10 protein-coding genes are annotated in these 13,075 nt (G+C 64.5%); 2 read left to right on the top strand and 8 right to left on the bottom strand.

The genetic code is table 11. The features are described from left to right. Positions 1-5: 5 nt before the first annotated feature. From ugpE to BI347_RS05375, 7 genes are all read right to left on the bottom strand, one after another. On the bottom strand, positions 6-845 hold the full coding sequence (gene ugpE / locus BI347_RS05405; RefSeq protein ID WP_071115462.1) for a sn-glycerol-3-phosphate ABC transporter permease UgpE: 840 nt from the start codon (positions 843-845) through the stop codon (positions 6-8). After that, positions 845-1,726, bottom strand: coding sequence for a sn-glycerol-3-phosphate ABC transporter permease UgpA (gene ugpA / locus BI347_RS05400; protein WP_071113646.1), 882 nt, complete (start codon positions 1,724-1,726; stop codon positions 845-847). Before ugpA ends, ugpE begins: the two co-directional genes overlap by 1 nt. Before the next feature lie 59 nt (positions 1,727-1,785). Beyond that, positions 1,786-3,114 (bottom strand): sn-glycerol-3-phosphate ABC transporter substrate-binding protein UgpB, encoded by a 1,329-nt coding sequence (gene ugpB, locus BI347_RS05395; protein WP_083338711.1) that lies wholly within the window; start codon positions 3,112-3,114, stop codon positions 1,786-1,788. Positions 3,115-3,305: 191 nt separating this feature from the next. Then, positions 3,306-4,316: a cytochrome d ubiquinol oxidase subunit II gene (locus tag BI347_RS05390; protein ID WP_071115461.1), complete on the bottom strand. Its 1,011-nt coding sequence runs from the start codon at positions 4,314-4,316 to the stop codon at positions 3,306-3,308. After that, the gene (locus BI347_RS05385) at positions 4,313-5,659 is read right to left on the bottom strand and encodes a cytochrome ubiquinol oxidase subunit I (RefSeq protein ID WP_071115460.1); all 1,347 of its coding nucleotides are present in this window, start codon (positions 5,657-5,659) and stop codon (positions 4,313-4,315) included. Before BI347_RS05385 ends, BI347_RS05390 begins: the two co-directional genes overlap by 4 nt. Beyond that, positions 5,656-6,231 carry a GbsR/MarR family transcriptional regulator gene (locus BI347_RS05380; RefSeq protein ID WP_071113643.1) on the bottom strand — a complete coding sequence of 192 codons (576 nt, stop codon included), beginning with the start codon at positions 6,229-6,231 and terminating at the stop codon, positions 5,656-5,658. The genes BI347_RS05385 and BI347_RS05380 overlap by 4 nt, the downstream gene beginning before the upstream one ends. A 179-nt stretch (positions 6,232-6,410) precedes the next feature. Beyond that, entirely contained in the window at positions 6,411-7,676 is a 1,266-nt protein-coding gene (locus tag BI347_RS05375) for a glycerate kinase type-2 family protein (RefSeq protein WP_071115459.1), read from the bottom strand. A gap of 157 nt (positions 7,677-7,833) precedes the next feature. Between BI347_RS05375 and mutS the strand changes: the two genes are divergently transcribed. Both mutS and BI347_RS05365 read left to right on the top strand, forming a co-directional pair. Beyond that, the gene (gene mutS, locus BI347_RS05370) at positions 7,834-10,374 is read left to right on the top strand and encodes a DNA mismatch repair protein MutS (protein WP_071115458.1); all 2,541 of its coding nucleotides are present in this window, start codon (positions 7,834-7,836) and stop codon (positions 10,372-10,374) included. A 64-nt stretch (positions 10,375-10,438) separates the two neighbouring features. Then, positions 10,439-10,864 (top strand): hypothetical protein, encoded by a 426-nt coding sequence (locus BI347_RS05365; protein WP_071113754.1) that lies wholly within the window; start codon positions 10,439-10,441, stop codon positions 10,862-10,864. A gap of 78 nt (positions 10,865-10,942) precedes the next feature. Here BI347_RS05365 and aceK read toward each other — a convergent pair whose 3' ends face one another. After that, complete coding sequence (aceK, locus tag BI347_RS05360; RefSeq protein ID WP_071115457.1) at positions 10,943-12,712, bottom strand: bifunctional isocitrate dehydrogenase kinase/phosphatase; 1,770 nt, start codon at positions 12,710-12,712, stop codon at positions 10,943-10,945. Positions 12,713-13,075: the final 363 nt, after the last annotated feature.

The raw sequence follows: 13,075 nt of genomic DNA, 5'->3' as shown, positions 1-13,075 counted from the left end.
CCCTCTCATTTTTCGTTGTCCACCAGGCCCTTGACGAACCAGCGCTGCATGCCTATCACCACCGCCAGCGGCGGCAGCAGCGTCAACAGGGACGCCGCCATCACCAGATGCCACTGGGTGGCGCCCTCGCCCAGCATGCCCTTGATCGCGATCACCGCGGTGGACATCGCCGGGTCGTGGCTGACCAACAGCGGCCACAGGTACTGATTCCAGCCGTAGATGAAGGTGATCACGAACAGCGCCGCGATATTGGTGCGCGACAAGGGCAGCACGATGTCGATCAGGAAGCGGATCGGTCCAGCGCCGTCCACCCGCGCCGCCTCCACCAGCTCCTTGGGCAGCGTCATGAAAAATTGCCGCAGCAGGAAGGTGGCGGTGGCGGAAGCGATCAGGGGCAGCGTCAGGCCGGTGTAGCTGTTGATCAGCCCCATCTTGGTCACCACCTCCACCGTCGGGAAGATGCGCACTTCCACCGGCAGCATCAGCGTGGCGAAGATCAGCGCGAAGCCGACGCTGCGCAGCGGGAAGCGGAAATAGACGATGGCGTAGGCCGACAGCAGCGAGATGGAGATCTTGCCCGCCGCGATCAACAGCGCCATCAACAGGCTGTTCCACAGCGTGCGCGCCAGCGGCACCGCCAGCCCGCCGCTGCCGGACCACAGCACGGTGTTCAGGTTTTCCCACAGCCGGCTGCCCGGCAGCAGCGACAGCGGCACCTGCGTCACCTGATCGGCGCTCTGGGTGGCGGCGATCAGCATCAGATATAAAGGAAAGGCCACCACCAGCGCGCCGGCGATCAGCATGGCGTGGCAGAACAGATCCAGCCCCTTGCGGTTTTCTACCATCAGTACTGCACCTTTCTTTCCACATAACGGAACTGCACCAGCGTCAGCGCGCCGACGATGAGCATCAGCACCACCGACTGCGCGGCGGAGCTGCCCAGGTCCAGGCCCTTGAAGCCTTCCAGATACACCTTGAGGATCATGGTCTCGGTGGACTTGCCCGGGCCGCCGCCGGTGGCCGCGTCTATCACCGCGAACGTGTCGAAGAAGGCGTACACCAGATTGACCACCAGCAGGAAGAAGCTGGTGGGCGACAACAGCGGAAACACCAGGTCGCGGAAACGCCGGACCGGGCCGGCGCCGTCTATCGCCGCCGCCTCGATCAGCGACGCAGGAATCGCCTGCAGGCCGGCGTAGAAGAACAGGAAGTTGTAGCTGATCTGCTTCCAGGCCGAGGCCAGCACCACCAGCAGCAGGGCCTGGCCGCCGTTGAGCGCGTGGTTCCACTCGTAGCCGACTCCGCGCAGCAGATAGCTGATCCAGCCCAGGCTGGGATTGAACAGGAACAGCCACAGCACCGCCACCACCGAAGGCGCGATGGCGTAAGGCGCGATCAGGATGGTCTGGTAGGCGCGGCGGCCGCGCGTGATCTGGTTGGCCATCACCGCCAGCAGCAGCGCGCTGCCCATGCCGATGATGGTGACCAGCGCGCTGAACAGCAGCGTGGTTTCAAAAGTGCCCAGATACAGCGGATCGCGGAACAGCTGGCTGAAATTGGCCAGGCCGACAAACTCGCTGGACAGGCCGAACGGGTCCTGCTGCTGCGCCGACTGCCACAAGGCCTCCAGCGCCGGCCACAGGAAGAACACGACGGTGATGGCCAGCTGCGGGGCCATCAGCGCCAGCCCCAGCCAGCGCTGGGGAAAATGGGTGCGGTTTTGCATCTGCGAGACTCGTCAGGAACAACGGGCGGCCTGCGCGGCGCGCCCGTTCTGGATCGGAATCAGTTGGCCGTCTTCTCGAAGCGGCGCAGCAGGTCGTTGCCGCGCAGCACCGCGTTGTCCAGCGCCGTCTTGGCGGTTTTCTTGCCGGTCCACACGTCTTCCAGCTCCTCGTCCATCACGGTGCGGATCTGCGGCATATAGCCCAGGCGCAGGCCGCGGGTATAGGACTTGGGCGGCTTGTTCAACATCTGGCGGGTGGCGATGTCGGCGCCCGGGTTCTTGTCGTAGAAGCCCTGCTTGCGGGATAGGTCGTAAGCCGAGGTCACCACCGGCAGATAGCCGGTGTCCTGGTGCCACTTGGCCATCACCGCCGGGCTGGTCAGCATCGTGAAGAACCTGGCCACGCCCTTGTATTCCGCCGGGCTCTTGCCTGCCATCACCCACAGGCTGGCGCCGCCGATCAGCGCGTTCTGCGGCGCGCCCTTCACCGCCGGGTCGTAGGGCATCATGCCCATGCCGAAGGCGAACTTGGCGTTCTGGCGGATATTGGCCAGCGAGCCGGAGCTGCCGGTCATGATGCCGCACTCGCCGCTGTAGAACTTCAGCGTGGCCTCATCCTTGCGGCCGGCGTAGCTGAAAGTGCCGTCTTTGGCCATCCTGGCCAGGAATTCGATGTGCTTGACCTGGATGGGGTTGTTGAATTCCAGCGTCGCCTTGCTGCCGCCAAAGCCATTGTCCAGGCTGGCGAACGGCAGGCTGTGCCAGGCGCTGAAGCTTTCCAGCTGCACCCATCCCTGCCAGCCGGTGCTGTAGCCGCAACGCATGCCGGAAGCCTTGAGCTTGGCGGCGGCGGCGGCCAGCTCCGGCCAGGTCTTGGGCGGCGCGTCAGGCAGGCCGGCTTTCTTGAACGCGTCCTTGTTGTAGTACAGCACCGGCGTGGAGCTGTTGAACGGCAAGGACAACAGGCGGCCGGTCCTGGCGTCGGCGTAATAGCTGGCCACCGCCGGAATGAAGGCCTTCTCGTCCAGCTTCTCGCCGGCGTCGGCCATCACCTGGTATACCGGCTTGACCGCCTTTTTCGCCTGAATCATGGTGGCGGTACCCACCTCGAACACCTGGACGATGGCTGGCGCGTTGCCGCTGCGGTAGGCGGCGATGGCGGCGGCCAGCGACTCGTCGTACTGGCCCTTGTACACCGTCACCACCTTGTAATCTTTCTGCGAAGCGTTGAACTGGGCGGCGATGGCGTTGACGCGGTCGCCCAACGCGCCGTCCATCGAATGCCAGAACTGGATTTCGGTGAGGGCATGGGCCGGCAGCGCCAGCGTCAGCAACAGGGGGGCCAGGGCTTGGGCGCGGCGGGCGGAACGGCTCAGGGCAACGCTCATCGGTTTCTCCGTTTTATCGTGGGTGCGGCAGGGCATCAAGCGGCGGATTGTGGCCGCATGAAATGACGAGAACGTTACATTAATATGTCAATATATTTACGGCAAGCGTCTTTATGCACGAATCATCATGGCTGCCATGAAAAAATGGCACGCCATCAGGCGCGCCATTTTCCGGCAAACGGATTGTCAGACTATTGATAGCTAAGCTTGTCGGCCTTGCCCCAGAACACCCGGTAGGCGAAGGCGGTGTAGCCGATGATGCATGGCAGCACCACCACAGCGCCCCACAGGATTATCCACAAGGCCTCCGGATCGGCCGCCGCCTGCCAGATGGTCATCTTGCCCAGCACCACTTCCGGGAACACACTGTAAGTCAGCCCCCAGAACGACAGCAGCACGATGCCGACGCTGGCGGCGAACGGCAGCCAGCAGAAGCTGTCGTTGCCGGCGGCCTGGCGCCGCGCCAGCCTGGGCAGACTGATCACCAGCAGCGCGAACAGGGCCAGCGAGCCCAGCGGCAGCGGCAGCAGCAGCAGGAACTGCGGCAGCGCGAACCACTTGGCGGCGATGGCTGGATTGGCCAGCGGCGTCACCACCGAGACCGCCAGCACGGCCAGCCCGGCCCCATACAGCGCGTACTCGGCCCAGACGATGGCCTTGGCCTGCAATTGGCCATGGGCCTTCATCACCAGCCAGCAGGCGCCCAGCAGCGCATAGGCCAGCGCCAGGCCGACGCCTACCACCAGCGCGAACACCCAGGAGGTGGAGCTGTCGGCAAAGCCGGTGAGATAGCGGCCTAGCATCACGCCCTGCGCCAGCGCCGCCAGCAGCGAGCCGCCGGCGAAGGCCGCGTTCCACCACGGCTTGTGCGGGTCTTGCGCCTTGACGCGGAAGTCGAAGGCCACGCCGCGCAGAATCAGCCCCACCAGCATCGCCAGCACCGGCAGATAAAGCGCGCCGAACACCACGCCGTGGGCGATGGGAAAGGCCACCAACAACAGGCCGGCGCCCAGCACCAGCCAGGTTTCGTTGGCGTCCCAGAACGGGCCGATCGACGCGATCATCAAGTCTTTCTCTTCGTTCTTCGCCAGCGGCAGCAGAATGCCGACTCCCAGGTCGAAACCGTCCAGCACCACGTACACCAGCATGGACAGCGCCATCAGTCCGGCGAAGATCGCCGGCAGGTAGTATGCCTCGCTCATGCCAGTTTCTCCTTCAGTTGGGTTTCGCCCGCCGCGTCATGCTCCCCGGCCTTGCGCGCCAGGTGGAACAATACCGAGATATAGGCCAAGAGCAGCAGCGCGTACAGCGCGAGATAGGTGCCCAGCGAGGTGAACAGCATCGGCGCGGTGGCCTTGCCGGCCGCCTGGGCGGTGGTCAGCACCCCGGTCACCAGCCAGGGCTGGCGGCCGATCTCGGTGACGAACCAGCCGGCCAGCGTGGCGATCCAGCCGGCGAAGGTCATGCCTACCAGCAGCCACGCCAGCGGCTTGGCCAATTCGCCGCGCCTCTTCAGCTGCCAGGCCGCCAGCCACGAAGCCAGCAACATCAGCATGCCCATGCCCACCATCACGCGGAAGCTCCAGAACACCTTGGCCACCGGCGGATGCTGCTCGAACTCGTTCAAGCCCTTGATCTCGCCGCCCCACTTGTGGGTGAGGATCAGGCTGCCTAGCTCCGGCACGGCGACGGCGTAGTCGTTGCTGCGGGTTTCGCCGTTGGGCAGCGCGAACAGCAACAGCGGCACGTTCTTCTCGGTATGCCAGATGCCCTCTATCGCCGCCAGCTTGGCAGGCTGGTGCTTGAGGGTGTTCAGGCCGTGCATGTCGCCGACGAACATCTGCAGCGGAATCAGCAGCGCCGCCAGGAACACCCCGCTTTTGAGCGCCAGCATCACGCCGCGGCCGCGCTCGCCCCTCAGGTAGCGGTAGGCCGACAGCCCGGCGATCAAAAACGCCACGGTCAGCCCGGACGCGATCAGCATGTGGGTGAGGCGGTAAGGCATGGACGGGTTGAATATCACCTGCAGCCAGTCCACCACGTGGGCGCGGCCGTCGCGCATCACGAAGCCGGCGGGCGTCTGCATCCAGGAATTGAGAGCGATGATCCAGAATGCCGACAGCGTGTTGCCGCCCGCCACCAACAGCGTAGCCAGCGTGTGCACCTTCTCCGGCACCCGCGAGCGGCCGAACAGCATGATGCCGAGGAAGCCGGCCTCCAGGAAGAAGGCGGTCAGGATTTCATAGGCCAGCAAGGGGCCGGCGATATTGCCCACCGTCTGCATATAGCCGGGCCAATTGGTGCCGAACTGGAAGCTCATGGTGACGCCGGACACCACCCCCAGCGCGAACGACAGCGCGAAGATCTTCACCCAGAAGGCGTAGGCGTCCATCCAGCCCTGCTCGCCGGTCTGACGGAAGCGCACCTTGAAGAACAGCAACACCCAGGCCATCGCGATATTGATGGTGGGAAACAGGATGTGAAAACTGATATTGGTGGCGAACTGGATGCGCGCCAGCGTGACGGGGTCGATTTCGGTCATCATTCCATGTGCTCCCGGTCGTGATCACGGCTGCCCAGCCTGGACAGCGATTGGGTGAACTGCAGCACCTTCTGCACCTGCGAGCCCAACTTCATCAGCCGCTGCAGCGTTTCCACGTCCATGTGCTGGATGTCGGAGAACCAGGTTGTGACCAATTCGATCAGCTGGTACATCTCCTTCATCCTGGCCTGCGCGTGCTGCTCCGCCTCGCTGGCCGGGCTTTCCATGATGGCGCCGCGCAGCATGGTCAGCGTCGGCTCCACCTCGCGCTTCTTGCGCTCCTCGGCCAGGGTCTTGAAGATCAGCCACACGTCTTCCGGGGTGGAGAAGTATTCGCGCCGGTCGCCGGGGAAGTGCTGCAGCCTGACCAGGCGCCACGACTGCAACTCCTTCAGCCCCATGCTGACGTTGGAGCGGGAACAGCCTATCGCCTCGCCGATCTCGTCGGCGTTCAGCGGTTTTTCCGATACGTACAGCAAGGCGTAGATCTGGCCGACGGTGCGGTTGATGCCCCAGCGGCTGCCCATCTCGCCGAAGTGCAGCACGAAGGCCTGCACCAGAGGTGGTGTATTCATGATTTTCTCAATTTTCAGTAATTTCTGAAACTTTGATATGAATCATAATAGCTGAAGATTGTCCGGGTCAATACGAACAAAGTCTGATCTGTGCGCTTGACGGATACCCATTTGACATTGCCTTGCCAAGGCAAGTGGCCATCTCTGCGCATGGCCGCCGGCAATGAGGAGAGGAAACGCTACAACACCAGGATGGCGCGGAAATCGTTGACGTTGGTATGGGTAGGACCGGTGACCAGCAAATCGTCCAAGGCGGCGAAAAAGCCGTAGCCGTCGTTGTCGGCCAAGCGCGCGCGGGCATCCACGCCCAGCGCGGCGGCGCGCGCCAGCGTGTCCGGAGCAAGCAGCGCGCCGGCATTGTCCTCGCTGCCGTCTATGCCGTCGGTGTCGGCCGCCAAGGCGTAGACGCCGGGCAGGCCGTCCAGCGCCAGCGCGAGCGCCAGCAGAAACTCGCTGTTGCGCCCGCCCCTGCCCTGGCCTTTCAGCGTCACCGTGGTTTCGCCGCCGGACAGGATCAGCGCCGGCCGCGCCGCCAGCCCGCCGTGGCGGACCATCTGGCGGACGATGCCGGCGTGGACTTTCGCCGCCTCGCGCGCCTCGCCCTCTATGCTGTCGCCCAGCAGCAGCACATTGAGGCCGGCCTGGCGCGCCCGGGCGGCGGCTGCCTCCAGCGCCTGCTGCGGCGTGGCGATCAGCCGGTATTCGGCGCGCGCCAGCCGCGCGTCGCCGGGTTTCGGCGTTTCGTCCGGCTCCGCCTCCAACAGCGCCCGCGCCGCCGGCGGCAGCGCCAGGCCATACCTGGCGGCCACGCCGCGGGCGTCGGCGTAAGTGCTCGGATCGGCCGCCGTCGGCCCCGACGCGATCACCGCCGCGTCGTCGCCCACCACATCCGATATCGCCAGTGTCACCAGCCGCGCCGGCGCGCAGGCCAACGCCAGCCGCCCGCCCTTGATCCGCGACAGGTGCTTGCGCACCGTGTTGATTTCGTCGATGCTCGCGCCGCAGGCCAACAGCTGGCGGCTAATCTCCTGCTTGTCGGCCAGCGTCAGACCCTCTGCCGGCAGCGTGAGCAGCGCCGAGCCGCCGCCGGACAGCAAGCAGATCACCAGATCGTCCGCGCTCAGCCCCCGCACCGCCGCCAGAATTTGCCGCGCGGCGTCGCAGCCGGCCTCGTCCGGCACCGGATGGGAGCCCTCCAGCACCCGGATCCGCTCTGTCGGCAGCGCATGGCCGTAACGCGTCGCCACCACGCCGGACAGCTCTCCCGGCCAGGCGCGCTCCAGCGCCTGCGCCATCGCCGCGGCGGCCTTGCCCGCCCCCACCGCCACGGTGCGCCCGCGAGGCGGCGAAGGCAGATGCGCGATCAGGCATTCCGACCTGGCGCTGGCGACGGCGGCATCGAACAATTGGCGCAACAGCGCCTCCGGCTGGGACAAGACAGTCATGGCGGCTCCCGCGGCGACAATGTTCCCATTCTGCCGCAGAGCGCCGCGGCTGACACCCCTGCTCTCACGCGTTAAAATGGCGGCGATTCCAACGCCCCGGTTCTGCGGGGCGTTAGCCGTTTATTGACTCACCATTCCAAGCAGAGCCCGACCGCCCATGAGCACGCCCCAGCACACCCCGATGATGCAGCAGTATCTAGCCCTGAAACGCGACCACGCCGACAAGCTGCTGTTCTACCGCATGGGCGACTTTTACGAGCTGTTCTACGAGGATGCGGAAAAGGCGTCGCGGCTGTTGGACATCACCCTCACCGCGCGCGGCGCCAGCGCCGGCACGCCGATCAAGATGGCCGGCATCCCCTACCACGCCGCCGAGGGCTATCTGGCGCGGCTGGTGAAGATGGGCGAATCGGTGGCCATCGCCGAACAGATCGGCGACCCGGCGCTGGCCAAGGGCCCGGTGGAGCGCAAGGTGGTGCGCATCGTCACCCCTGGCACGCTGACCGACGCCGCGCTGCTGGACGACAAGCGCGACAACCTGGTGCTGGCGGTGAACATGGTCAAGGGCGTGCTGGGCCTGGCCTGGCTGTCGCTGGCCAGCGGCGAGTTCAAGGTCATGCAGGCCGACGCCGAAGAGCTGGCCAGCGAGCTGGAACGACTGAAGCCGGCCGAGCTGGTGATACCGGACGACACCGGCCTGGCGGCGTTCGAACAGATTTCCATCCCCCGGAAGAAGCTGCCGCCGTGGCAATTCGATATCGAATCGTCCAAGCTGGCGCTGACCCGCCACTTCGGCACCCGCGACCTGGCCGGTTTCGGCGCCGACACCCTGCCGGTGGCGGTGGGCGCGGCAGGCGCCTTGCTGGAATACGTGAAGTCCACCCAGGGAGTCAATCCGGCCCACATCTCGGCGCTGTCGGTGGAAGACGCCGGCGAGTTGATCCGCATGGACGCCGCCACCCGCCGCAATCTGGAGCTGACCGAAACCATACGCGGCGAGGCTTCGCCCACCCTGGCCTCCCTGCTCGACCACTGCGCCACCAGCATGGGCAGCCGCCTGTTGGGCCACTGGCTGCACCACCCGATGCGCAACCATGCCAAGCTGGCCCGCCGCCACGGCGCGGTGCGCGCGCTGCTGGCGCGCCATCAGGACATCCACGCCGAACTCTCCGAAGTGTCCGACATCGAGCGCATCACCGCCCGCGTGGCGCTGCGCTCCGCCCGCCCGCGCGACCTGTCGGCGCTGCGCGACTCGCTCACGGCGCTGTCCGGCGTCAAGGCGCTGGCCGCCGGCCTGGACGCCAAGCTATTGCAGGAGCTGGCCTCGGTATTGCCGGAGCGGTCGCCGGTGGTGGAGCTGTTGCAAACCGCCATCCTGCCCGAGCCGTCCACCTTCCTGCGCGACGGCGGTGTGATCAATCACGGCTTTCACGCCGAACTGGACGAGCTGCGCGCCATCCAGACCGACTGCGGAGATTTCCTGCTGAAGCTGGAGGCGCGCGAAAAAGAGCGCACCGGCATCAGCACGCTGAAGGTGGAATTCAACCGCGTGCACGGCTTCTACATCGAAGTGTCCAAGGCGCAGTCGGACAAGGTGCCTGACGACTACCGCCGCCGCCAGACGCTGAAGAACGCCGAACGCTACATCACGCCGGAGTTGAAGGAATTCGAGGACAAGGCGCTGACCGCGCAGGACCGCTCGCTGGCGCTGGAGAAGCAGCTGTACGAGGCGCTGCTGGACCAGTTGGCGCCGCACATCGCCGAGCTGAAGCTGATCGCCCAGGCGGTGGCGGCGCTGGACGTGCTGTCGGCCTTCGCCCAGCGCGCCGGCATCGGCAATTATGTCGAGCCCGAGTTCGTCGCCGAACCCAGGCTGGAAATCGTCGCCGGCCGCCACCCGGTGGTGGAGGCCGAGGTGGAGCGCTTCATCGCCAACGACACCCGGCTGTCAGACGAGCGCAAGCTGCTACTGATCACCGGCCCGAACATGGGCGGTAAATCCACCTATATGCGGCAGAACGCGCTGATCACGCTGTTGGCGCATGTCGGCAGCTTCGTGCCGGCCGACTCCGCCATCATCGGCCCGATAGACCGCATCTTCACCCGCATCGGCGCGTCGGACGACCTGGCCGGCGGCCGTTCCACCTTCATGGTGGAAATGACCGAAACCGCCAACATCCTCAACAACGCCAGCGAGCATTCGCTGGTGCTGATGGACGAGGTGGGCCGCGGGACTTCGACTTTCGATGGCTTGGCGTTGGCCTGGGCCATCGCCCGCGCATTGATTGAAAAGAACCGCGCCTATACTTTATTCGCCACTCACTATTTCGAGCTGACCACGCTGGAGGGCGAATATCCGGCGGTGGCCAACGTCCACCTGTCGGCGGTGGAGCACAAGGACCGCATCGTATTCCTGCACCATGTGGAAGACGGCCCGGCCAGCCAGAGCTACGGCCTGGCCGTGGCGCAGCTAGCCGGGGTGCCGGGCAAGGTGATACGCGACGCGCGCCGCCACCTGGCCGACCTGGAAAACCAGTCGGCGGCGCGGGTGCAGCCGGATCTGTTCGCCGCGCCGGCGCCGGCTTCCGAACCCGAGCCGCATCCGGCGCTGGACAGACTGATGGAACTAAACCCGGACAATCTCAGTCCACGCCAAGCAATGGAAATATTGTACGAATTGAAGAAACTGACCGATTGAACAGCTAACAGGCTGGGCGTTATCTATTATTACTAAATAGTAGTATTGATAAAGGAGCAATATGATGTCGTTTGAAACCGCCTCCGCCGTATCCAGTCTGAGCCAGCTATTGGGCCAGATCGAGGACGACGGAACCATCGCCCTCTCCGATATTCGGGAAAAGGCCAACCAGGAACTCTCCTACTTCGCCAATCTGGCGCAGCAGGAGTTGCACCAGTTCGACATCAGCATGCCGCCGGCGATCAGTCTGGTCAGCAATGATCAATGTCGGCTGGAATTGGAGAATCAGCATCCGCATCAAGCCGAAATCCATAACTGGCTGGACGGCAACCTGATCCTGGCCCGCAAGTTCAAGGAAATCGAAGTGCTGTTCGAGCTGGTCCGCGCCACGGAAAGCGCCGGCGAGTTGTTCTCGGAAAACTCGAACTTCCACATCGGCCTGACCAGCGCCGGTCCCATCGCCTATTTCGAGGACCATCACTCCCATTAGCGGTATCTTCCGTGAGTCAGACTATAGCGTGCCTCCGAGCGCGCAACACCAAACGGGGAAGCCAGTCTTCCCCGTTTTTCATGGCCGCGCGCCAAAGCGCTGCGGGTAGCGGTTGATGAAGCGCATCTCCTCCGGATAGGGATAGAAATCCTCCAGATGGCCATCGCGGATGCGCTGCTGGCGCCGCTGCCAAAACTCGGCGCGCAACAGGTCGCCGTGGTGTTGCAGGAACACCCGCCGCACCTCCGGGTCGCCCAGCAGGAAGGTGCCGAACTCCTCCGGAAACACGTCATTCCTGGCGACCGGATACCACGGCTCGCCCGACATCTCCGCCTCCGGATTGGGCGCCGGCGGCATCACGCGGAAGTTGCAGTCGGTCATGTATTCGATCTCGTCGTAGTCGTAGAAGATCACCCGGCCGTAGCGCGTCACGCCGAAATTCTTGAACAGCATGTCGCCGGGAAAGATGTTGGCTGCCGCCAGCTCCTTGATCGCCAAGCCATAGTCGCGTACCACCCGCGCCTTTTCATCCGCGTCGCAGCTCATCAGATAGAGATTGAGCGGCTTCATCCGCCGCTCGATATATAGGTGGCGGATCACGATGCGGCCATTGTTCTCCTCGATCTGCGACGGCGCGTGCTGGCGCAGCTCCTGCAGCAGTTCGTCGGCGAAGCGCGCGCTGGGAAAGGCCACGTTGGAAAACTCCAGCGTATCTGCCAGCCGCCCAACCCGGTCGTGGCGCTTCACCAACTGGTACTTGCGCATCACCGTGGCATGATCCACCTCCTTGGGACTGCCAAACACGTCCTTGATCAGCTTGAACACATAGGGATAGGACGGCAGCGTGAACACCAGCATCACCAGGCCGCGGATGCCGGGCGCGGCGACGAACTGGTCGTTGGAGTGCTGCAGGTGCTGGATGAAGTCGCGGTAGAAGGTGTTCTTGCCCTGCTTCTGCAGGCCCAGCATGGTATAGAGCTCGGCCTTGGTCTTGGTCGGCAGCATGCTGCGCAGAAACTGCACGTAGCCGGACGGCACCTCCATGTCCACCAGGAAGTAGGCGCGGCTGAAGGAAAACAGCACGCCTATCCGCCACGGCTCCAGCAGCACGGTGTCCAGCCTCAGGCCGCCGTCGGCGTCGTGCAGCACAGGCAGCGCGAACGGATAGACGGCGCCGCCGTTGATCACCTTGCCGAACACATAGGCGCCCTTGTTGCGGTAGAACGGCGAGGACAACACCTGGATCTGGAAATTGGCCTCTCTCTTCGGCCACTGCCCCTGCAAAAACTCGGCGGCGCAGCGCAGCGCCAGCGCGATGTCGCGCCTGAGGTTGGCGAATGGCCGCCGCCAGCCGAAATCCCTGAAGATGCGCAGCAAGGAGCCTGCCAGGCCATGGCGGCTGGGATAATAGCTGCGGTAGGACGGCGGGTCGGACTCGATGTACTCGGTGGAGATGGCCGGGCGGATGAAGATGAAGTCGTTGTTGAAGTAGTCACGGTGCAGGATGCGGGTAAACACCGAGTTGAAGAAGGTTTCGGCCAGCTCCGGCTGCTTGTGGTTGGCCAGCAGGCCGACGAAGTACAGCTTGGCCTGCTGCCACAGCTCGTCGTCCAGCAGTTCGGCGTGGAATTCGCCGTGCAGCCGCGCCACCGTTTCCGCCACCCGCTCGTCGTAGAACTGGATGCGGCCTTGCACCGCCCTCTGCACGCCCTGCCAGTCGGCCGCCTCGAACAATGCCTTGGCGCCGCGGTTGCATTCGCGGAACAACCGGTAGTGCTTGTCGAAGCCGTCCACCAGCGCCTGGGCGATGTCGCGCGCCACCGGGTTGTAGTACTCGGGTATCTGCATGCGCTTGCCTTTCGGAAACCACAAAACGCATCTACGGACTCAAAGCCTGTTTAACACCCTTCTGTATGGCCTTTGAGGCTTCGACTGCGACTGAGACTGCGAGCACAAGAAAAACCACGTATTCGACGCGCCCACCTCCCTTCAAACCTGCCACCGGGTGGCAGACTCGAGGTTTTAAGCGGCTGCCTGTTTGAGCGATTTGACGTTAGCAAATCGCGAGTTCAGCCGCGCCTCGAGTCTGACGGGACCTGGCGGGTAGCCGCAGGCCAGGTTTGCAGGACGGCCTTGAGGGTGAAGGGCGATTTGGCCAGACAAATCTCCCTTCCCGTTTACCGGGCGGAACCGGCACCCAAACCATCATCC

The sequence above is a fragment of the Chromobacterium sphagni genome (assembly GCF_001855575.1).
Lineage (GTDB): Bacteria > Pseudomonadota > Gammaproteobacteria > Burkholderiales > Chromobacteriaceae > Chromobacterium > Chromobacterium sphagni.
The sequence above is the reverse complement of the archived record's forward strand: the minus strand, read 5'-3'. Positions and strand labels throughout refer to the sequence as shown.